Origin of the sequence: Burkholderia sp. Ac-20345 (assembly GCF_017104825.1) — a bacterium.
GTDB classification, from domain to species: domain Bacteria; phylum Pseudomonadota; class Gammaproteobacteria; order Burkholderiales; family Burkholderiaceae; genus Burkholderia; species Burkholderia lata_B.
In genome coordinates, this window is the sequence record NZ_JAAGPO010000084.1 from 1 (window position 1) to 20,268 (window position 20,268).

General features: G+C 66.8%; 22 protein-coding genes. 17 read left to right on the forward strand and 5 right to left on the reverse strand.

Annotated features, from left to right (window positions below; all coding sequences use genetic code 11):
• The 6 genes from G3O06_RS26700 to ftsB form a co-directional block, all read left to right on the forward strand.
• Positions 1-1,497, forward strand: a 1,497-nt coding sequence (locus tag G3O06_RS26700) for a DNA internalization-related competence protein ComEC/Rec2 (protein ID WP_205818022.1), incomplete at its 5' end; no start/stop codon positions are given.
• Between the two features lie 190 nt (positions 1,498-1,687).
• Positions 1,688-2,533, forward strand: a complete 846-nt coding sequence (locus G3O06_RS26705; protein ID WP_205818023.1) for an alpha/beta hydrolase — start codon at positions 1,688-1,690, stop codon at positions 2,531-2,533.
• 180 nt (positions 2,534-2,713) lie between these two features.
• Complete coding sequence (locus G3O06_RS26710; RefSeq protein ID WP_089431257.1) at positions 2,714-4,366, forward strand: CTP synthase; 1,653 nt, start codon at positions 2,714-2,716, stop codon at positions 4,364-4,366.
• 2 nt (positions 4,367-4,368) lie between these two features.
• Entirely contained in the window at positions 4,369-5,223 is an 855-nt protein-coding gene (gene kdsA, locus G3O06_RS26715; protein ID WP_085039266.1) for a 3-deoxy-8-phosphooctulonate synthase, read from the forward strand.
• Positions 5,224-5,329: 106 nt separating this feature from the next.
• Positions 5,330-6,613, forward strand: coding sequence for a phosphopyruvate hydratase (gene eno, locus G3O06_RS26720; RefSeq protein ID WP_011352544.1), 1,284 nt, complete (start codon positions 5,330-5,332; stop codon positions 6,611-6,613).
• An 81-nt stretch (positions 6,614-6,694) separates the two neighbouring features.
• Entirely contained in the window at positions 6,695-7,120 is a 426-nt protein-coding gene (ftsB, locus tag G3O06_RS26725; protein WP_174967312.1) for a cell division protein FtsB, read from the forward strand.
• A gap of 89 nt (positions 7,121-7,209) precedes the next feature.
• Here ftsB and G3O06_RS26730 read toward each other — a convergent pair whose 3' ends face one another.
• From G3O06_RS26730 to G3O06_RS26740, 3 genes are all read right to left on the reverse strand, one after another.
• The gene (locus G3O06_RS26730; protein WP_174987344.1) at positions 7,210-7,572 is read right to left on the reverse strand and encodes a hypothetical protein; all 363 of its coding nucleotides are present in this window, start codon (positions 7,570-7,572) and stop codon (positions 7,210-7,212) included.
• A gap of 134 nt (positions 7,573-7,706) precedes the next feature.
• Positions 7,707-8,657, reverse strand: a complete 951-nt coding sequence (gene hslO, locus G3O06_RS26735; protein WP_174967314.1) for an Hsp33 family molecular chaperone HslO — start codon at positions 8,655-8,657, stop codon at positions 7,707-7,709.
• 25 nt (positions 8,658-8,682) lie between these two features.
• Positions 8,683-9,207 (reverse strand): gamma carbonic anhydrase family protein, encoded by a 525-nt coding sequence (locus G3O06_RS26740; protein WP_071334714.1) that lies wholly within the window; start codon positions 9,205-9,207, stop codon positions 8,683-8,685.
• Positions 9,208-9,355: 148 nt separating this feature from the next.
• Here G3O06_RS26740 and G3O06_RS26745 point away from each other — a divergent pair, with 148 nt between their 5' ends.
• The 11 genes from G3O06_RS26745 to G3O06_RS26795 all read left to right on the forward strand — a co-directional run bounded on the left by G3O06_RS26745 (position 9,356) and on the right by G3O06_RS26795 (position 18,802).
• Positions 9,356-10,213 (forward strand): ferritin-like domain-containing protein, encoded by an 858-nt coding sequence (locus G3O06_RS26745; protein ID WP_205818024.1) that lies wholly within the window; start codon positions 9,356-9,358, stop codon positions 10,211-10,213.
• 175 nt (positions 10,214-10,388) lie between these two features.
• Entirely contained in the window at positions 10,389-11,279 is an 891-nt protein-coding gene (locus G3O06_RS26750) for an alpha/beta fold hydrolase (protein ID WP_205818025.1), read from the forward strand.
• Between the two features lie 81 nt (positions 11,280-11,360).
• A complete protein-coding gene (locus G3O06_RS26755) occupies positions 11,361-12,191 on the forward strand; it encodes a 3',5'-nucleoside bisphosphate phosphatase (protein WP_174987409.1) in 831 nt (276 codons plus the stop codon).
• A 72-nt stretch (positions 12,192-12,263) separates the two neighbouring features.
• Positions 12,264-12,896 carry an L-threonylcarbamoyladenylate synthase gene (locus G3O06_RS26760; RefSeq protein WP_174918546.1) on the forward strand — a complete coding sequence of 211 codons (633 nt, stop codon included), beginning with the start codon at positions 12,264-12,266 and terminating at the stop codon, positions 12,894-12,896.
• Positions 12,897-12,945: 49 nt separating this feature from the next.
• A complete protein-coding gene (locus G3O06_RS26765) occupies positions 12,946-13,608 on the forward strand; it encodes a site-2 protease family protein (RefSeq protein ID WP_174918547.1) in 663 nt (220 codons plus the stop codon).
• Between the two features lie 8 nt (positions 13,609-13,616).
• Positions 13,617-14,819, forward strand: a complete 1,203-nt coding sequence (locus tag G3O06_RS26770; protein WP_174967317.1) for a tryptophan--tRNA ligase — start codon at positions 13,617-13,619, stop codon at positions 14,817-14,819.
• Between the two features lie 8 nt (positions 14,820-14,827).
• On the forward strand, positions 14,828-15,430 hold the full coding sequence (locus tag G3O06_RS26775) for a class I SAM-dependent methyltransferase (protein ID WP_205818026.1): 603 nt from the start codon (positions 14,828-14,830) through the stop codon (positions 15,428-15,430).
• Between the two features lie 48 nt (positions 15,431-15,478).
• Positions 15,479-16,384, forward strand: coding sequence for a 4-hydroxy-tetrahydrodipicolinate synthase (dapA, locus tag G3O06_RS26780; protein ID WP_089445923.1), 906 nt, complete (start codon positions 15,479-15,481; stop codon positions 16,382-16,384).
• 111 nt (positions 16,385-16,495) lie between these two features.
• Positions 16,496-17,641, forward strand: a complete 1,146-nt coding sequence (bamC, locus tag G3O06_RS26785; protein WP_174918549.1) for an outer membrane protein assembly factor BamC — start codon at positions 16,496-16,498, stop codon at positions 17,639-17,641.
• 4 nt (positions 17,642-17,645) lie between these two features.
• The gene (locus tag G3O06_RS26790) at positions 17,646-18,422 is read left to right on the forward strand and encodes an MBL fold metallo-hydrolase (RefSeq protein WP_174967319.1); all 777 of its coding nucleotides are present in this window, start codon (positions 17,646-17,648) and stop codon (positions 18,420-18,422) included.
• A 122-nt stretch (positions 18,423-18,544) separates the two neighbouring features.
• A complete protein-coding gene (locus tag G3O06_RS26795) occupies positions 18,545-18,802 on the forward strand; it encodes a hypothetical protein (RefSeq protein WP_205818036.1) in 258 nt (85 codons plus the stop codon).
• Here the strand turns inward: G3O06_RS26795 and G3O06_RS50040 are convergent.
• Positions 18,739-18,975 (reverse strand): hypothetical protein, encoded by a 237-nt coding sequence (locus G3O06_RS50040; RefSeq protein ID WP_346779558.1) that lies wholly within the window; start codon positions 18,973-18,975, stop codon positions 18,739-18,741. The genes G3O06_RS26795 and G3O06_RS50040 overlap by 64 nt on opposite strands.
• A 56-nt stretch (positions 18,976-19,031) precedes the next feature.
• Positions 19,032-20,252 (reverse strand): cupin domain-containing protein, encoded by a 1,221-nt coding sequence (locus G3O06_RS26800; protein ID WP_205818027.1) that lies wholly within the window; start codon positions 20,250-20,252, stop codon positions 19,032-19,034.
• Positions 20,253-20,268 lie beyond the last annotated feature (16 nt).

Below are 20,268 nucleotides of genomic sequence, written 5' to 3' on the forward strand. Positions count from 1 at the left end.
GCGTGGTGGATGATCGCGGCCGGCGGCATCGCGTACCTGGCCGGGCGCAGCGTGCCGACTTCCGCGGTGCTGTGCGCGGCGCTCGGCGGCGTGCTGCTTGCCGATCCGTGGGCCGTGCTGTCGGCCGGGTTCTGGCTGTCGTTCGGGGCGGTCGCCGTGATCCTGCTGGCCGTGGCCGGCTGGCGCGCTGTGCGTGAGGCCGATGCGGAAAGCGAGGAGGGCGACGGCACGGCCGGCTTGTCGAGCCGGTTGCGTGCGTGGGGCGCACGCGCCGGGCGGCGTATCGCCGAGGCCACGCGCGTGCAATACGCGGTGACGATCGGTCTCGCGCCGCTGACGGCTGCGTGGTTCGCGCAGATATCGCTGTCGGGCCCGCTCGGCAATGCGTTCGCGATTCCGTGGGTCAGCTCGGTCGTAACGCCGGTCGTGCTGGCCGGCATCGCGCTGCCCGCGCCGTTCGATGCGTATGCGTTCCGGCTTGCGCACGTGGCGCTCGAACCGATGATGACGTTGCTCGGATACCTTGCTGACTGGCCGGCCGGCGTGTTCTGGCTGCGCATGCCCGACTGGCCGGTGCTGGTGCTGGCCTGCGTGGGCGTCGCATGGGCGCTGATGCCGCGCGGCTGGCCGTTGCGCTGGGCGGCGCCGCTCACATGGCTGCCGCTCGTCGCGCCGGCAGCCGATGCGCCGCCGCCGGGCGGTTTCCGGCTGACCGTGCTCGACGTCGGTCAGGGCGCGTCGGTGCTGGTGGAAACCGCGCGGCGCACCTTGCTGTTCGATGCCGGGCCGGGTGCGGAGTCGACCCACGCCGGCGCGCGGATCGTCGCGCCGGCGTTGCGTGCTCGCGGCATCACGGTGATCGATTCGCTCGTGCTCAGTCACGCGGATGCCGATCACGCGGGCGGTGCACCGGCCGTTTATGCGACCGCTGACGTACGCCAGTTGCTGGCCGGCATTGCGCCGAACAGCCGGCTGTGGCGCGATGCGGCCGCCGCCGGCGTCGCCGACCGGCTGCCGTGCGCGGCCGGGCAACGCTGGGCTTGGGATGGTGTCACGTTCATGATGCTGTGGCCACAGGGCGGCCCGGGCACGGGCTCGTCGAACGGGCAGTCGTGCGTGCTGCGCATCGACGCGGGCGATACGTCCGCACTGCTGACGGGCGACGTCGAAGCGCGCGGCGAACGCCGCCTCGTGGACACCGCGCGCGACGCGCTGGCCGCGCAGATCCTGGTCGTTCCGCACCACGGAAGCCGCACGTCGTCGGTCGAGCCTTTCCTCGATTCGGTCGGGCCGCGCGTCGCGGTATTTCCTGTAGGCTATCGCAATCGTTTCGGACATCCGCACCGGACGGTTCTCGCCCGTTACGAGGCGCGCGGGATTCCGCTGCCGCGCACCGATCGCGACGGCGCCGTGCGGTTCGACGTCGCGCCGGCCGACGGCGGGTTTGCCTTCGAGCGTCATCGCGACGTTCGGCGGCGGTACTGGATGGATCGGTGAGCGCGGCGGGAGCCGGCGTATCGAGAAACAAGGCCCGGGACCCGCGCTCAATGCCGAAGCATGGGCCCGGCAGAACGCGAAGCATGAGACCGGAGCAGGGGCTGAAGCACAGACTCCGGCCGATCGCCAAGCATGGGGCGGGAGTAAGCGCTAAAGCACTAACTCCCGTCGACAAAGGAGACATCGGCGTTTGAAGGACATCCTCCACTTCTCGCATGCGAACGGCTTTCCGGCATCGACGTACCGCACGATCTTCGCCGAACTGGCCGACGACTACGAGCTGCGCTACATCGAACGGATCGGCCACGACCGCCGCTACCCGGTGACGCGCGACTGGCCGCATCTCGTCGAGCAACTGCTCGACGACATCGGCAGCCGCTACGAGCGTCCCGTCTGGCTGGTCGGCCATTCGCTCGGCGGCTACCTGTCGCTGATGGCCGCGCTGAAGAAGCCGCAATGGGTGCGCGGCGTCGTGATGATCGATTCGCCGATCATCGCGGGCTGGCGCGCCGGCGCATTACGTGCGAGCCAGTGGGCAGGGCTCGACGAGCGGCTGTCGCCGGCCGCCGCGACGCGCAACCGGCGCACGCGCTGGGTGAGCCGCGACGAAGTCTGGCGGCACTTCCGCGAGAAGCCGGCGTTCGCGCGCTGGGACGAACGGATGCTGGCCGACTACATTGACTACGGGATTCCGCAGGCCGGCGCCGACGGCGAGCGGGCGCTCGCATTCGACCGGCAGGTCGAATACCTGATCTACCGGACGCTGCCGCACACGCTTGGCCCGCGGCTCGCGCACGGCGCGCCGGTGCCGCTCGGCTTTCTTGCCGGCACGCGTTCGCGCGAGGTGCGCCAGGTCGGGCTCGATGCGACGCGACGCGCAGCGCGCGGCCGCGTCGAGTGGCTGGAAGGCAGCCACCTGTTCCCGATGGAGCGGCCGCTCGAGACCGCCCGCGCATTGCAGCGGATGCTGAATTCGCTGAGGGCGGTGGAGGGCGATGCGTCGCAGGGCGGCGCCCCGCTCACGAGGCGCGCCTGACGCATGGTCTGGCGGCCGGGGCACGCCTCCGGCACGCTCGATTGTGGCTGCCGGTGGGCGGTTTCATCCGGGCGCGCACGGCCGGTGCGGGTCGGCGCGAAAGGGCGCGATCATCGAGTCAATTGCTGAGAGAAGGGCGGGCTTTACGGTATAATCCGTTTTTCCCGCGAGCATCCAGCGATGACCAAATATGTTTTCGTCACCGGCGGCGTAGTTTCTTCCCTTGGCAAGGGTATTGCCGCCGCTTCCCTCGCCGCGATCCTCGAATCGCGCGGTCTGAAAGTCACCCTCCTCAAACTCGATCCCTACATCAACGTCGACCCCGGCACGATGAGCCCGTTCCAGCACGGCGAAGTGTTCGTGACGGAAGATGGAGCGGAGACTGACCTCGACCTCGGCCACTACGAGCGCTTCATCAGCACGAAGATGCGCAAGGCCAACAACTTCACGACCGGCCAGATCTACGAATCGGTGATCCGCAAGGAACGCCGCGGCGACTATCTCGGCAAGACCGTGCAGGTCATCCCGCACATCACGAACGAAATCCAGGCGTTCATCGAGCGCGGGGCCGCGTCGGCCACCTGCGGTGAGCCGGATGTCGCGATCGTCGAGATCGGCGGCACGGTCGGCGACATCGAATCGCTGCCGTTCCTCGAAGCCGCGCGCCAGATGAGCCTGCGCCTCGGCCGCAACAGCGCGTGCTTCGTGCACCTGACGCTGGTGCCGTACGTCGCGACGGCCGGCGAGCTGAAGACGAAGCCGACCCAGCACAGCGTGCAGAAGCTGCGCGAGATCGGCATCCTGCCGCACGTGCTGCTGTGTCGTGCGGACCGCCGCATTCCGGACGACGAATCGAAGAAGATCTCGATGTTCTCGAACGTGCCGGAAGACGCCGTGATCTCGGTGTGGGACGCCGACAGCATCTACAAGATTCCGCAGATGCTGCACGACCAGGGCCTCGACCGCATCATCTGCGAGGAGCTGAAGCTGTCGCCGAAGGACGCCGACCTGACCATGTGGTCGGAACTCGTCGAGAAGCTCGAGAACCCGAAGCACGAAGTGACGATCGGCATGGTCGGCAAGTATGTCGACCTGACCGAGTCGTACAAGTCGCTGATCGAAGCGCTGCGCCACGCATCGCTGCACACGTCGACCAAGGTCAACATCGAATACATCGACTCGGAAGAGATCGAGACGAACGGTGTCGACAGCCTGAAGCACCTCGACGCCGTGCTGGTGCCGGGTGGCTTCGGCCGTCGCGGCACGGAAGGCAAGATCGCGGCGATCCGCTATGCGCGTGAAGCCAAGGTGCCGTATCTCGGCATCTGCCTCGGCATGCAGCTCGCGGTGATCGAGTTCGCGCGCGACGTCGTCGGCCTGAAGCAGGCAAACAGCACGGAATTCGAGCCGGACACGCCGGAACGCGTGGTCGCGCTGATCACCGAGTGGTACGACCGCGACGGCAAGGTCGAGACGCGCACCGAGGAATCCGATCTCGGCGGCACGATGCGCCTGGGTTCGCAGCGCTGCCCGATCAAGCCCGGCACGATGGCGGAAGAAATCTATGGCAAGGACGTGAACGAGCGCCATCGCCACCGTTATGAAGTCAATAACCGCTTCGTGCCCCAGCTCGAAGCCGGCGGCCTTATCATCAGCGCCCGTACCCCGAGCGAGGATCTGCCGGAAATGATGGAACTGCCGCGTTCGATGCACCCGTGGTTCGTCGGCGTCCAGTTCCACCCGGAATTCACGTCCACGCCGCGTGACGGTCATCCCCTCTTCAAGTCGTTCGTCGAAGCTGCGCTTGCCAACAAGCAAGCGCGCGGAGTGTAAGCATGAAGCTGTGCGATTTCGAGGTCGGTCTCGACAAGCCTTTCTTCCTGATCGCGGGTACCTGCGTCGTCGAATCGGAGCAAATGACGATCGACACGGCGGGCCGCCTGAAGGAGATCTGCGCGAAGCTGAACGTTCCGTTCATCTACAAGTCGTCCTACGACAAGGCGAACCGCAGCTCGGGCAAGTCGTTTCGTGGCCTCGGAATGGACGAGGGCCTGCGGATCCTGTCCGAGGTGAAGCGCCAGCTCGGCCTGCCGGTGCTGACCGATGTGCATTCGATCGAGGAGATCGAGCAGGTCGCGTCGGTCGTCGACGTGCTGCAGACGCCCGCGTTTCTGTGCCGCCAGACCGATTTCATTCATGCGTGCGCGCGCTCGGGCAAGCCCGTCAACATCAAGAAGGGCCAGTTCCTCGCGCCGCACGACATGAAGAACGTGATCGACAAGGCGCGCGAAGCGGCCCGTGAAGCGGGGCTGTCGGAAGACCGCTTCATGGCGTGCGAGCGCGGTGTCTCGTTCGGCTACAACAATCTCGTGTCGGACATGCGTTCGCTCGCGATCATGCGCGAGACGAGCGCTCCCGTCGTGTTCGACGCGACCCACTCGGTGCAGCTGCCGGGCGGGCAGGGCACGAGCTCGGGCGGCCAGCGCGAATTCGTGCCGGTGCTCGCGCGTGCAGCGGTCGCGACGGGCGTCGCGGGCCTGTTCATGGAAACGCACCCGAATCCGGCCGAGGCAAAGTCGGACGGCCCGAACGCGGTGCCGCTGAACCGGATGGGTGCGCTGCTGGAGACCCTCGTCACGCTCGACCAGGCGGTGAAGCGCAATCCGTTCCTGGAAAACGATTTCAATTAAAGATCGAATGAACCTTGCGACGGCTTCGCGCGTCAGTAGCGAAAGCGGTTCAGGCGCGCGCGCCGTCGCAGTTTGAAGAATCCATCGTCATTCTCAGAGGAAACCCATGAGTGCAATCGTAGATATCATCGGCCGCGAGATTCTGGATTCGCGCGGCAACCCCACCGTCGAATGCGACGTGCTGCTCGAATCGGGCACGATGGGCCGCGCGGCGGTGCCGTCGGGCGCGTCCACCGGCTCGCGTGAAGCGATCGAACTGCGCGACGGCGAAGCCGGCCGCTACAACGGCAAGGGCGTGCTGAAGGCAGTCGAGCACATCAACACCGAAATCTCCGAAGCCATCATGGGCCTCGACGCGTCGGAACAGGCGTTCCTCGACAAGACGCTGCTCGAGCTGGACGGCACCGACAACAAGTCGCGCCTTGGCGCGAACGCGATGCTGGCCGTGTCGATGGCCGTCGCGAAGGCAGCCGCCGAAGAGGCAGGCCTGCCGCTGTACCGCTACTTCGGCGGTTCGGGCGCAATGCAACTGCCGGTGCCGATGATGAACATCGTCAACGGTGGCGCGCACGCGAACAACAGCCTCGACATCCAGGAATTCATGATCGTCCCGGTGAGCCAGCCGACGTTCCGTGAAGCCCTGCGTTGCGGCGCGGAAGTGTTCCACGCATTGAAGAAGATCCTGAGCGACCGCGGCATGAGCACGGCAGTCGGCGACGAAGGCGGCTTCGCGCCGAACTTCGGCAGCAACGACGAGTGCCTGTCGACGATCCTGCAGGCGATCGAGAAGGCCGGCTACCGTGCGGGCGAAGACGTGCTGCTCGCGCTCGATTGCGCGGCATCCGAGTTCTACCACGACGGCAAGTACCAGCTCGCGGGCGAAGGCCTGCAACTGTCGTCGGCCGAATTCACCGACTACCTCGCGACGCTCGCCGACAAGTTCCCGATCGTGTCGATCGAGGACGGCATGCACGAAAGCGACTGGGAAGGCTGGAAGCTGCTGACCGACCGCCTCGGCAAGAAGGTGCAGCTGGTCGGCGACGACCTGTTCGTCACGAACACGCGCATCCTGAAGGAAGGCATCGAGAAGGGCATCGCGAACTCGATCCTCATCAAGATCAACCAGATCGGTACGCTGACCGAAACGTTCGCGGCAATCGAAATGGCGAAGCGCGCAGGCTACACGGCCGTGATCTCGCATCGCTCGGGCGAAACGGAAGATTCGACGATCGCGGACATCGCGGTCGGCCTGAACGCCGGTCAGATCAAGACGGGTTCGCTGTCGCGCAGCGACCGTATCTCGAAGTACAACCAGCTGCTGCGCATCGAGGAAGATCTCGGCGACATCGCAAGCTACCCGGGTAAATCGGCTTTCTATAACCTGCGCTAACGCGCTACTATCGGGTTCGTCATATCGACGCCGCTCTGTGCATGTGCGCGGAGCGGCGCTTCTTATATCTGCGGTTCTTACATGCGGCTTGTCACTGTCGTCCTGATTGCCTTGCTGGCGCTCATTCAGTACCCCCTATGGTGGGGACACGGCGGCTGGCTGCGGGTGCATGAATTGCGTCAGCAGCTCGACGACCAGCTCCAGAAGAATGCGGACGAGAAGCTGCGCAACGAGCGCACAGCGGGCGAAGTGCAGGATCTGCAGGGCGGCACCGCGGCCATCGAGGAGCGCGCGCGCTACGAGATGGGCATGGTGAAGGACGGCGAGGTATTCGTGCAGTTCGTGTCGCCGAATGCGCCGGCCGTGCCGCTGAACAACACGCCGTCGAATACGTCGACGCGCGGCGCCGTATCCGCGGCACCGGTGCGTGTCGTGCCGAATCCGCAGTCGATCGCGAAGCCGTCGCGGCATCATGGCGGCGACAAGGCCAAGGCCGCGCATCACTGAGCACGATTGCTCGAATCCATTGAAAAAGCGCGGGAAATGCCGCGCTTTTTTATTTCCTGCTGGTAATCAATCCGCTGAGCGAGGCGCGCTCACCACCACCATCCCGGGTAGCCGTAGCCGATACCCGTGCCCCAGCGATTGCCCCATCCACCGTAATACCCGCCGTAGACGGTCACGGGTGGCGGCGAGTAATAGGCCCACGCGCGCGCGGCGGCCTCGGCGGCCATCGCGCTGTTCTGTTCGCGCAGCACTTGCTGGTCGATCTCGTCATAGCGCTTGCGTTCGGCGCTCGACAGCGTGCGCGGTTGGCCGCCCGATGCAGCGGGTTCGGGCAGGCGGCTCAGGATCGTGGAAGTCGGCGGCGGCATCGCGCAGCCGGCAAGGGCGAGCGTACCGGCTGCAACGCTCGTCAGGACGATGGTGCGAAACGGTCGATGAAGCGGGCGATTCATGTGTTTCTCCTGCAGCGCGCCGACGACGGGAAGCGGCTTGCGCCGAAGTGCGTGACTTCGGCGCAGGAGCCGTGCGTGCGACGCTCCTGCGTCATTATGCGCCCGTGCCCGAATGGCGGGCATCGGGCCACCGCTCAGTGACGCTGGTCGGTCGCGGGCGCGATGCCCGTCTCGACGCCGGGGGCGGCGAACAGCTGCGCGACGTCGACCGGATCGAACTCGTAGCGCTGATTGCAGAACTCGCAATGGATCTCGACGTGGCCACGTTCGACGATCACGCTGTCGACTTCTTCGCGGCCGAGCATGCGCAGCATCGCGCCGACCTTCTCGCGCGAGCACGAGCACTGGAAACGCGTGCCGGCCGGTTCGAAGTGCTGCACGTTTTCCTGCCAGAACAGCCGGCGGAACACGACCTCCGGTTCGACCTCGAGCAGTTCCTGCGCGGACAGCGTGCCGCCGAGCGTGCAGACGCGCTCCCACGTATCGGTATCGGTTTCGGCGTTACGCGGCACGATGCCGCCGTCGCCCGGCAGCTTCTGCAGCAGCATGCCGACCGCGCGGTCGCGATCCGCTGCGAGCCACATCCGCGTGTCGAGCTGCTCCGAGTGATGCATGTAATGCTCGAGCACCTGCGAGACGGATTCGAGCGGGCCGTCGACGCCGTTCAGCGGCACGATGCCCTGGTACGGCTGCTGGCCCGGCAGCTTGGCGGCCGGGTCGAGCGTGATCACGCAGCGGCCGTGACCGCTCGCATTGACGAGCGATGGAAAGCTCGTGTCGTCGCCGATCGTCTGCGCGGCGTCGCCGGCGAACTTCGCGGTGGCCCGCATCGACAGATCCGAACCGCACTGGACGACCAGCATCTGGACCGGCCCGTCGCCGAAGATCTGCATGATCAGGGTGCCGTTGAATTTCAGGTTCGCGGACAGCAGCGCGCACGCGGCCATCATCTCGCCGAGCACCGTGCGCACGGGGGCGGGGTAGTCGCGGCGGGAGAGCACTTCTTGCCACGTATTGCGCAGCGAAACGATCTCGCCGCGCACGGGCGCCGCATTGAACATGAATTTCTGTAACTGGTCGCTCACTCTTCTTCCTTGAAATCCGTGCGAATCACCCGATCCGCACGAGTTGCTCCTTGAAATGCGCACGCCGCTCGACGTACGTCTTCGCGTTCGTGCGCAGCCGCGCAATGTCTTCCGCCGACAGCTCGCGCACGACTTTCGCCGGTGCGCCGAGAATCAGCGAGTTGTCCGGGAACGTCTTGCCTTCCGTCACGACCGCGCCGGCACCAACCAGACAGTTGCGGCCGATCACCGCTCCATTCAAGACCACCGCCTGGATACCGACCAGCGAACCTTCGCCGATCGTGCAGCCGTGCAGCATGGCCTGGTGCCCGATCGTCACGTTTTCGGCAATCGTCAGCGGAAAGCCGGGATCCGTGTGCAGGACCGCGCCTTCCTGGACGTTGCTGCCTGCACCGACGGTAATCGTCTCGTTGTCGCCGCGAATCGTCGCGCCGAACCAGACGCTCGCGTTCTCCTCGAGCACGACCTTGCCGATGATGGCCGCCGTATCGGCGACGAATACGCTTTCGTGGATCGTCGGGGCCGTATCGCCCAGCTTGTAGATCGTCACGGAGTCTCCTTGTCTCTTCGATGAAGGGCGCCGGTAGAATGGCGCGTCTGGTTTGCCCGGCGCATTCGCATGCGCCGCGGAACAATCGCATATTGTAAACCGTCGCGTGCGTGCGCTCCCGCGATGCGCACGCAGGGTGTCCCCGTTCATGAACATGGCGTCTTCTTCTTTCGGCAATGCGCCCGCCTGCGTGCGCCGCACCGCGCTTGCCGCGCTGCGTGACGCCGAACCCGCGGCCAAGGCCGCGCAGGTGCGCGCGCTCTACGATGCGCTGCTGGCCGGGCAGGCGGCGATCGCCCCGTCGCTCGAATTGCCCGAACCGGCCGATCTGCCCGGGCGCCCCGCGCGCCCGCCGCTCGTCGAGCCGCGCCAGCTCGAGCGGCGCAGCATGCGTTCGCCCGAAGGGCGCGCCGTGCTGCTGCACGCGCTTGCCCATATCGAGTTCAATGCGATCAACCTGGCGCTCGACGCGGTCTGGCGCTTTGCGGGCCTGCCGGACGCGTTCTACGCCGACTGGCTGAAGGTCGCGGCCGAGGAGGCCTATCACTTCACGCTGCTGTCCGACCGCCTGGCGGCGTTCGGGCATGCGTACGGCGATTTTCCCGCGCACAACGGTCTGTGGGAGATGTGCGAGCGGACCAAGGGCGATGTGCTGGCGCGCATGGCGCTCGTGCCGCGTACGCTCGAGGCCCGCGGGCTTGACGCATCGCCGCCGATCCGCGCGCGGCTCGTACAGGCGGGCGACGATGCGTCGGCCGCGATCCTCGACGTGATCCTGCGCGACGAAATCGGCCATGTCGCGATCGGCAACCGCTGGTTCCGGCATCTGTGCGACGAAGCCGGCCGCGATCCCGTGCCGACCTACCGGCAGCTCGCCGAGCAATACCATGCGCCGCGGCTGCGTGGCCCGTTCAATTTCGATGCGCGTCGCGATGCCGGATTCGAGCAGGCCGAACTCGATGAGCTGGCCGCGCAGGACGGGGCGGACGGCAACGCGCGGCGCTAGCCTCGCATTCGGCTGCGTTTCGGCTGCCGTTAGCCGTCCCGTGCGCCCGACAGAGGGCGCTTCCCGGCGGCCCCTTGCGCAGTGGCGCCGCTAGAGCGGTGCCTCGATTGCCGGACACCGGAAAGAAGGCGTCGCCGCTATAATCGAACGACCATTCTTTTTTCTGGCGGCTGCAATGAGTGTCTCGAGTTCAGTTTCCGATTTCGTCACGGTGCGCGGCGTCCAGCTGCATGTCCGGCGCTGGGGCCGGCCCGATGCGCCGACGCTGTTCATGCTGCACGGCTGGATGGACGTCGCGGCGTCGTTCCAGTTCGTCGTCGATGCGCTCGCGGGCGACTGGCAGGTGATCGCGCCCGATGCGCGCGGTTTCGGGCTGTCCGACTGGCCGGTCGCGCGGCAGGGCGGTGGTCACTACTGGTTCCACGAGTACCTGGGCGACCTCGATGCGCTCGTCGACCACTATGCGCCGGCCGGCGAAGTCAACCTGGTCGGGCACAGCATGGGCGCGAACGTCGTGTGCCTGTATGCCGGTGCGCGGCCGGAGCGGGTGCGGCGCGTGGTCGATCTCGAGGGTTTCGGGCTCGCGCCCGCGCGGGCCGAGCAGGCGCCGCGCCGGCTGCGCGGCTGGCTGGACGAGTTGCGCGAACCGCCCGTGCTGCGCCCTTACGCGTCCCTCGACGACGTGGCAGCGCGCCTGACCAAGACCAATCCGCGGCTCGACCCGCGCCGTGCGGCGTTCCTCGCCGCGCACTGGTCGAAGCGCGGCGACGACGGCCTGTACCATCTGCTGGCCGACCCCGCGCACAAGATGCCGGGCCCGCAGCTGTACCGGCTCGACGAGGTGATGGCCACCTGGGCACAGGTGCGCGCGAAGGTGCTGCACGTCGAGGCCGTCAATTCGCCGACGCTGGCGCACATCGCCGGCGACATCCCGCTGCCGGAATTCAAGGCGCGCTTCAACGCGTTCCCCGACTGGCGCGAGAAGCTCGTCGAGGATGCCGGCCACATGGTGCACCACGACCAGCCCGAGCAGATCGCGGCGCTGATCGAGGCATTCTGCGCGTAGGCGCGCGGCGGCAGCGGCGGGGCAGGCGGGCGGCGCATTGCCGCGTTGCAGTAGAATGAGGCCTTACCTGCCATGCCGACAATGAACGCCGATCTCCACTGCCATTCGAATGTTTCCGACGGGTTGCTGTCGCCTGCCGACGTCGCGCGCCGCGCCCATGCCGGCGGCGTGACCCTGTGGGCGTTGACCGACCACGACGAGATCGGCGGCCAGGCGGCGGCGCGCAGCGAGGCCGAAGCGCTCGGCATGCGCTACCTGAGCGGCGTCGAGATTTCCGTCACGTGGGCGTCGCGCACCGTGCACATCGTCGGCCTGAATGTCGACCCTGCGAATCCGGTGCTCGTCGACGGCCTGTACCGCACGCGTCACGGCCGCGCGGCGCGCGCGGTGGCAATCGGCGATCAGCTTGCCACGCTCGGCATTTCCGGGGCGTACGAAGGCGCGCTGAAGTACGTGTCGAATCCCGACCTGATCTCGCGCACGCACTTCGCCCGGTTTCTCGTCGAGAACGGTCATGCCACGTCGACGTCCGACGTGTTCGATCGCCTGCTCGGCGACGGCAAGCCCGGGTTCGTCCCGCACCGCTGGGCGACGCTGCCCGACGCCGTCACGTGGATTCGGGCGGCCGGCGGCGAAGCCGTGGTCGCGCATCCAGGCCGTTACCGCTATACGCCCGTCGAATTCGACGCGTTCTTCGGCGAGTTCATCGATCTGGGCGGCCGCGCGATCGAAGTCGTCACCGGCAGCCACTCGCCCGACCAGTACCGCGAATACGCGGACGTCGCACGCCGCTTCGGCTTCGAAGCGTCGCGCGGCTCGGATTTCCATGCGCCAGGCGAGGGCCGTGTCGAGCTCGGCAGCCTGCCGCCGTTGCCGCCCGACCTGACACCGGTCTGGGAGCGCTGGCTCTGACAACAGGCGGCGGCCTGCCGCCCGCGCTGCTGCCGGCGCGCGCATCCGATTTCTCCCCCTTTACGACCCCCCATGTCCCAGTTCTTCAGGATTCACCCGGATAATCCGCAGCCGCGCCTGATCAAGCAGGCCGTGGAGATTGTCAGCAAGGGCGGCGTGATCGCGATGCCGACTGATTCGAGCTATGCGCTCGCGTGCCATCTCGACGACAAGGATGCGGTCGAGCGCGTGCGCCGGATTCGCGGCCTCGACGAGAAGCAGCACCTGTCGCTGCTCGTGCGCGACCTGTCGGAGCTTGCCAACTTCGCGATGGTCGACAACCGCCAGTACCGGCAGATCAAGTCGGTGACGCCCGGCCCGTACGTCTTCATCCTGCAGGCGACGAAGGAAGTGCCGCGCCGGCTGTCGCACCCGTCGCGCAAGACGATCGGGCTGCGCGTGCCCGATCACGCGATCACGCTCGCGTTGCTGGAATCGCTCGGCCAGCCGCTGCTCGGCACGACGCTGATCCTGCCGCCGGACGACGAGCCGCTCAACGATCCCGAAGACATCCGCACGCGGCTCGAGAAGCAGGTCGACCTCGTGATCGACGGTGGCGCGTGCCCGCGCGAGCCGTCGACGGTGATCGACCTGACCGGCGACGAGCCCGAGCTCGTGCGCGCGGGGCGCGGCGCGCTCGAACCATTCGGACTCTCGGCGGCGTAAGCGCGCCGTTCCATTTTTTGCGCGAGTGCGCTTGTTACAATAACGCGATATGGATGCTTCCCTGATACAGACCATCGCCGTCTACGCGCTGCCCGTGATCTTCGCGATCACGTTGCACGAGGCCGCGCACGGCTACGCCGCCCGCCTGCTCGGCGACAACACCGCCTACATGATGGGGCGCGTGTCGTTCAACCCGATGCGTCACATCGATCCGCTCGGCACGATCGCGATCCCGCTCGCGATGTATTTCCTGACGGGCGGCGCGTTCCTGTTCGGCTATGCGAAGCCGGTGCCGGTGTCGTTCGGCAACCTGCGCAATCCGCGCTGGGGCAGCCTTTGGGTATCGCTGGCGGGCCCGGCCTGCAACTTCGTGCAGGCGCTGATCTGGGGCGTGCTGACCCTCGTGCTGCCTGCCGTCGGCATCGACGAGCCATTCTTTACGCGGATGGCGTTTGCCGGCGTCAGCGCGAACCTCGTGCTCGGCGTGCTGAACCTGTTTCCGTTGCCGCCGCTTGACGGCGGCCGCATCCTGGCGGCGCTGCTGCCGACGAAGCAATCGATCGCGCTGTCGCGCATCGAGCCGTACGGTTTCATCATCGTCCTCGTGCTGGTCACGACGGGCGTGCTGACGAACTTCTGGCTGCGCCCGCTCGTCAACGTCGGCTATGCCGTCCTGAGCGCCATCCTGTCCCCATTCGCCTCGCTCCTCTAACGACAATCATGTTCCCTGAACGTATTTTCTCCGGCATGCGACCCACCGGGTCGCTGCACCTCGGTCATTACCACGGCGTGCTGAAAAACTGGGTGAAACTGCAGTCCGAGTACCCGTGCTTCTTCTGCGTCGTCGACTGGCACGCGCTGACGACGCACTACGAGACTCCCGAGGTCATCGAGAAGAACGTGTGGGACGTGCTGATCGACTGGCTCGCGTCCGGCATCGATCCGGCGCAGGCCACGCTGTTCATCCAGAGCAAGGTGCCCGAGCATGCCGAACTCGCGCTGCTGCTCGGCATGAGCACGCCGCTCGGCTGGCTCGAACGCGTGCCGACCTACAAGGAGCAGATGGAGAAGCTGAGGGACAAGGATCTGTCGACCTACGGCTTCCTTGGCTACCCGGTGCTGATGGCGGCCGACATCCTGCTGTATCGCGGCTCGCTCGTGCCGGTCGGTGAAGACCAGGTGCCGCACGTCGAGATGACGCGCGAGATCGCGCGCCGCTTCAACTACCTGTACGGCCGCGAGCCGGGCTTCGAGGAGAAGGCGCTCGACGCCGCGAAGAAACTCGGCGGCAAGCGCGCGAAGCTCTATCACGAGCTGCGCAACGCGTATCAGCAGGAGGGCGACGACGAGGCGCTCGAACAGGCGCGCGCGATGCTGCAGGAATCGCAGAGCCTGTCTATGAGCGACCGCGAGCGCCTGTTCGGCTATCTCGAAGGCGCGCGCAAGATCATCCTGGTCGAGCCGCAGGCGCTGCTGACCGAAGCATCGCGGATGCCGGGCCTCGACGGGCAGAAGATGTCGAAGTCGTACGGCAACACGATCGGCCTGCGTGAAGACGCCGAGACGATCACGAAGAAGGTCCGCACGATGCCGACCGATCCCGCGCGCGTGCGCCGCACCGATCCGGGCGATCCCGACAAGTGCCCGGTGTGGCAGCTGCACCAGGTCTATACCGACGAAGCGACGCACGACTGGGTGCAGAAGGGCTGCCGCTCGGCGGGTATCGGCTGCCTCGACTGCAAGCAGCCGGTCGTCGAAGGCATCCTGCGCGAGCAGCAGCCGATGCTCGAGCGTGCGCAGAAGTACATGGACGATCCGTCGCTGCTGCGCGCGATCGTCGCGGACGGTTGCGACAAGGCGCGCAAGTACGCGACGGAAACGATGCGCGACGTGCGCGACGCGATGGGCCTGTCGTACAACTGATCGACTGCATGAGCGCATCCGTCATTGCCGCCGCGGGCGGCCACGTCGCCCAGGCCGAGCCGTCGCGCTGGGTCGCGCAATGGTCGCGGCTCGTGCCGTCAGGCGGCGCGGTGCTGGATGTCGCTGCGGGCGGCGGCCGCCATGCGCGCTGGTTCGCGTCGCACGGGCATCCGGTCGTCGCACTCGACCGCAACCCGGACGCACTGGCCGCGCTGCGTGCGGTTCCGGGCGTCGACGCCCGCGACGCCGATCTCGAAGGCGCGCCGTGGCCGTTGCCGGCCGGCGAGCGGTTCTCGGCCGTGATCGTCACGAATTACCTGCATCGTCCGCTCTGGCCCCATCTGCTCGATGCGGTAGCGCCGGGCGGCGTGCTCATCTACGAAACCTTCGCGCAAGGAAACGAAACGGTCGGGAAACCGTCCAACCCCGCGTTCCTGCTCGCCCCGGGCGAGCTGCTGGACGCCGTGCACGGCCGCCTGCGGGTGGTCGCGTACGAGGACGGGTTCGTCGCCGCGCCGCGCGAGGCGTTCGTCCAGCGTCTCTGCGCAGTGCGCGAGGGCGCGACCCCGAAGGCGGGGGCGGGAATTCCACGTTACGAACTGCCCGGCTAATCCGCTACAATCTCAACGTTTACCGGTACATACTCTCAATCGCGTTTCATGGCTAACGGCACCCAAGACGGCATTCAAATCCGCGGCAGCATCCCCGCGATCGTCACCCCGATGCTCGAAGACGGCAGTCTCGACCTGCCGGCGTTTCGCAAACTGATCGACTGGCACATCGCGGAAGGCACCGATGCGCTCGTCGTGGTCGGTACGAGCGGCGAGTCGGCAACGCTCAACGTCGAAGAGCACATCCTGATGATCCGCACGGCGGTCGAGCATGCGGCGAAACGCATCCCGATCATCGCGGGCGCGGGCGGCAACTCGACCGCCGAGGCGATCGAGCTGACGAAGCACGCGAAGGCTGTCGGCGCGGATGCGACGCTGCAGGTCGTGCCGTACTACAACAAGCCGACGCAGGAAGGCATGTACCGTCACTTCAAGACGATCGCCGAAGCGGTCGACCTGCCGGTGATCCTGTACAACGTGCCGGGCCGCACGGTCGCGGACATGGCGAACGAGACGACGCTGCGCCTCGCGGACGTGCCGGGCATCATCGGCGTGAAGGAAGCGACCGGCAACATCGATCGCGCTGCGCACCTGATCAAGGCCGCGCCGAAGCATTTCGCGATCTACAGCGGCGATGATCCGACCGCGATCGCGCTGATGCTGCTCGGCGGCCACGGCAACATCTCGGTGACGGCGAACGTCGCACCGCGCGCGATGAGCGACCTGTGCCGCGCGGCGCTGGCCGGCGATGTACAGACGGCCCGCGCGCTGCACATGAAGCTGCTGTCGCTGCACAAGAACCTGTTCATCGAGGCGAACCCGATTCCGGTGAAGTGGGCGCTGCAGGCGATGGGCAAGATGCAGGGCGGCATCCGGCTGCCGCTCACGGCGCTCGACGAGCGCTGCCACGAAGCCGTGCGTTCGGCCCTCGTCGAGGCCGGCGTCCTCGCCTGATGCCGAGGCGGCCGCGTCCTGCGGCCGCCGGCTCGAACCCTGATCAACCCGCACCGGCCGGCTCCGTCCGGCGCCGCTCCTGACGAGCGTTCTAGCAAGACGAAGGATTTCATGAAACGTTTCGCCTTTTCTTCTCGCGCCATCCAGATGTCGGTGGTGGCGCTGGCGCTGGGCGCGCTCGCCGGCTGCGATACGCTGAACGACTACCTGGCCCCTGACCGGGTCAACTACAAGAACACCGGGTCGGCGCCGCCGCTCGCGGTGCCGAGCGATCTGAAGCCGGTGCCGACGACGCAGCAGTTCGTCGCGCCGCCGAGCAACGCGGGCCTCGGCACGCTGCCCCCGCGGGTCACGACGCAGGCCGGCAACGCAACCGACGGCATCCCGAGCGCGCAGGATCCGCTCGGCATGCACATCGAGCGTGACGGCGACCGCCGCTGGCTCGTCGTCGATGGCCGGACGCCCGAGCAGCTGTGGCCGATCCTGAAGGAGTTCTGGCAGGAGAACGGCTTCTCGCTGAAGACCGATGCGCCGTCGACGGGCATCATGGCCACCGACTGGGCCGAAAACCGCGCGAACATCCCCGACGACTGGTTCCGCCGCACGATCGGCAAGGTCATCGATTTCGCGTACTCGTCGGGCACGCGCGACCGCTTCCGTACGCTCGTGAACCGCACGTCGGACGGCAACACCGACATCTCGATCACGCACAGCGCGATGGAGGAAATGATGGTCGGCCCGCAGGGCGGCACGTCGTCGCGCTGGGAAGAGCGCCCGCGCAACCCGGTGCTCGAAGCCGTGTTCCTGTCGAAGCTGATGCAGAAGTTCGGCCTGACCGATGCGCAGGCGAAGCAACTGCTGACCGACGCGCGTCCCGCGACGGCGCCGGCGCAGGTCAGCGACACGAGCAGCGGCGGGGCGACGCTGCAACTGGCCGAGTCGTTCGACCGCGCATGGCTGCGCGTGGGCCTGGCGCTCGACCGCACCAACTTCACGGTCGACAATCGCGACCGCGAGAAGGGTGTGTACACCGTGCGCTATGCGAACACGATGGAAGAGCTCAAGCGCGACGGCCTGTTCGGCAAGCTGTTCTACGGCGGCCCGGCGGCCGCGAAGCCGGGCAAGGAATACCTCGTCAACGTGCGCGCGCAGGGCAACGGCGGCACGCAGGTCGCGGTGGTCGGCGCAAACGGCCAGGTAGACAACTCGTCGGACGCGCAGCGGATCATTTCGCTGCTCCACGCGCAGCTGAACTGAGCGCGTGCGATTCGCCAGCCTCGGAAGCGGCAGCGAAGGCAACGCGCTGGTCGTCGAGGCCTCGAGCGGCACGACGACCACCCGCGTGCTGCTCGACTGCGGCTTTTCCGCCAAGGAGGTCGAGCGCCGGCTCGGCCGACTGAATCTCTGCATCGGCGATCTCGATGCGATCCTCATTACCCACGAACACAGCGACCACGTCGGCAGTGCGCTGACGCTCGCCCGCCGCGCATCGGTGCCGCTCTACATGAGCTGGGGCACCGCGCGCGCGGTCGGCGCGGACGAGGCCGATGTCGACCTCCACGTGCTGTGGGGCGACGAGACGGCCGCGATCGGCGATCTGGCCGTGATGCCCTATACGGTCCCTCACGACGCGCGCGAACCGCTCCAGTTCGTCTTTATGGACGGCGCCAGCCGGCTCGGCGTGCTGACGGACGTCGGGATGGCCACGCCGCACATCACGGCCGTCCTGAGCGGCTGTGACGCGCTGGTGCTCGAATCCAACCACGATACCGCGATGCTGGCCGCGAGCCGCTATCCGCAGTCGCTGAAGGCGCGTATCGGCGGCAACCACGGTCACCTGAGCAATGACGCGGCGGCGGACATCCTCGCGTCGCTCGAACGCAGCCGCCTCCAGCACTTGGTCGCGGCTCACCTGAGCCAGCAGAACAACCTGCCGGAACTGGCCCGCCAGGCGTTTGGCGGCGTACTGGGGACGAGCGGGGAAGACGTGGTCGTGGCCACGCAGGACGCGGGCTTCGACTGGCTGGCGCTCGGCTGAGCGGGGCAGGGCCGCTGCGGCGGCCTGATGCGACCGCCCGGCGGCAGGCGCGGAAACGACAGGCGTAAAAAAACCGGCCCTCGGGCCGGTTTTTTTTTCAGCTGACGCTGAGGCTTACTGGCTTGCGCCCGAAGCCGGAGCAGCCGTCGCTGCCGAAGCAGCCGACGCCACTGCAGCAGCAGCGTCGCTCGCAGCAGCCGTTGCCGACGATGCAGCAGCAGCAGCGTCGCTCGCAGCACCAGCAACTGCCGAAGCAGCCGTCGAAGCAGCAGCTGCTGCGTCGCTTGCAGCCGACGAAGCAGCTTGATCAGCGCTCTTATTGCAAGCAGCCAGTGCAACAGCAGCCAACAGGGAAGCTACGAGGAGGGATTTCTTCATGATCACGTCCTTTTATGGTTAAAGGTAAGCAACAGCGCGAAACAATACCGGTAATGTGCTCCAACACCGACCTGGGCCGCTGGTGGAGATGCACTTCTAGAGCGTGAATCTTCCCTACGGCTTGGGCGGAAATTATATGCACTTTCCTATCGACCGTCGACAAATGCGGGGTCAATACGTTGTCTTTCCCATACAGAATTTGATCCGTATGGGCATACGGGGCGACTCACACTAATTCCGGTCTCCGACCCGTATCCAGCCCGCACGATACCACTCGTGCAACAAGGCTGTCATCGAGGGAACCCGGGATAGTGTTACAAACCGTTTCGCCTCCATCTGACGTTGATTGGCCAGTTCGGGCAGCCATTCACCGGCCTGCTCGAGTGATCCTTCTTCGCCATTAATGAAGTACGAGCGCGCGTTATACATCAATGCGGCCTTTCTGTCGAGACATACGCCACGGCGTGACGCTTGCGTGACGAACGCGGACTCGGTCAGCGGGCGTGCGGGCGGGTCGAATACGACGCTCGGCTTGGGCTCGCTCAGGTAGCAGCCGAGGAATTCGGCGACGTCGCGCTTGCGCCAGCGGATCGCGTCGACGATCTCGGCAACGCGCTCGACCATCGCCGGAGGCAGTTGCGCGGGCGTGTCGACGGCCGGCTGCTTCGGATCGCGGTAGAGATCGTCGCCGCACCCGTCGCGCAGGCCGCCGCGCTCCGCGAGATAGTACAGGAACTGGGCGCCCAGCTCGCCGGCGGACGGGGCCCGGAAGCCGATCGAGCAGGTCATGCATTCGCCTTCGGCCACGCCGTCGTGCGCGATGTGCGGCGGCAGGTACAGCATGTCGCCGGGCTCCAGCACCCATTCGTCGCTCGGCTCGAAGTTCTCGAGGATCTTCAGCGGCACGTCCGGCTGCAGCGACAGGTCCTTCTGCGCACCGACGCGCCAGCGGCGCCGGCCTTCGACCTGCAGCAGGAAGACGTCATACGAATCGAAGTGCGGGCCGACGCCGCCGCCGTCCGTCGCATACGAGATCATCAGGTCGTCCAGGCGCGCGTCGGGGATGAAGCGGAAGCGATCGAGCAGCGCGCGCGCCGCATCGACGTGCAGGTCGAGCCCCTGCACGAGCAGGGTCCAGGTCTTGCGCGTGACGGCGGGCAGCGCGTCGGGCTCGAACGGGCCGTGCGCAAGTTGCCACTTGTTACGAAAATGGGTGATCAGTCGCGATTCCGCGTCATAGTCCGCTGCGAGCTCGAACAGCGCGTCGCGCGAGACCGGCGACGCGACGCCGGGGATCGCCTGGCGGATCAGGAGCGGCTTCTTCTGCCAGTAGCCGCGCATGAATTGCGCCGGCGTAAGACCGCCGAGCAGCGGTGTGGGAAGATCGGAAGGCGGCGCGCCGAGCGGGGCGGCAGCGGCATCCCGCGGTTCGGCTTGAGACCGGTTGCGCATCGTATAATGAGACTTG

Excerpts from the sequence above, each read along its gene's own strand:
- G3O06_RS26800 (WP_205818027.1), bottom strand. The coding sequence starts at position 20,252 with ATGCGCAACCGGTCTCAAGCCGAACCGCGGGATGCCGCTGCCGCCCCG.
- G3O06_RS26760 (WP_174918546.1), top strand. The coding sequence starts at position 12,264 with ATGTCCCAGTTCTTCAGGATTCACCCGGATAATCCGCAGCCGCGCCTG.
- G3O06_RS26755 (WP_174987409.1), top strand. The coding sequence starts at position 11,361 with ATGAACGCCGATCTCCACTGCCATTCGAATGTTTCCGACGGGTTGCTG.
- dapA (WP_089445923.1), top strand. The coding sequence starts at position 15,479 with ATGGCTAACGGCACCCAAGACGGCATTCAAATCCGCGGCAGCATCCCC.
- kdsA (WP_085039266.1), top strand. The coding sequence starts at position 4,369 with ATGAAGCTGTGCGATTTCGAGGTCGGTCTCGACAAGCCTTTCTTCCTG.
- G3O06_RS26710 (WP_089431257.1), top strand. The coding sequence starts at position 2,714 with ATGACCAAATATGTTTTCGTCACCGGCGGCGTAGTTTCTTCCCTTGGC.
- G3O06_RS26750 (WP_205818025.1), top strand. The coding sequence starts at position 10,389 with ATGAGTGTCTCGAGTTCAGTTTCCGATTTCGTCACGGTGCGCGGCGTC.
- ftsB (WP_174967312.1), top strand. The coding sequence starts at position 6,695 with ATGCGGCTTGTCACTGTCGTCCTGATTGCCTTGCTGGCGCTCATTCAG.
- bamC (WP_174918549.1), top strand. The coding sequence starts at position 16,496 with ATGAAACGTTTCGCCTTTTCTTCTCGCGCCATCCAGATGTCGGTGGTG.
- G3O06_RS26770 (WP_174967317.1), top strand. The coding sequence starts at position 13,617 with ATGTTCCCTGAACGTATTTTCTCCGGCATGCGACCCACCGGGTCGCTG.
- G3O06_RS26745 (WP_205818024.1), top strand. The coding sequence starts at position 9,356 with ATGAACATGGCGTCTTCTTCTTTCGGCAATGCGCCCGCCTGCGTGCGC.
- G3O06_RS26775 (WP_205818026.1), top strand. The coding sequence starts at position 14,828 with ATGAGCGCATCCGTCATTGCCGCCGCGGGCGGCCACGTCGCCCAGGCC.
- eno (WP_011352544.1), top strand. The coding sequence starts at position 5,330 with ATGAGTGCAATCGTAGATATCATCGGCCGCGAGATTCTGGATTCGCGC.
- G3O06_RS26765 (WP_174918547.1), top strand. The coding sequence starts at position 12,946 with ATGGATGCTTCCCTGATACAGACCATCGCCGTCTACGCGCTGCCCGTG.
- G3O06_RS26730 (WP_174987344.1), bottom strand. The coding sequence starts at position 7,572 with ATGAATCGCCCGCTTCATCGACCGTTTCGCACCATCGTCCTGACGAGC.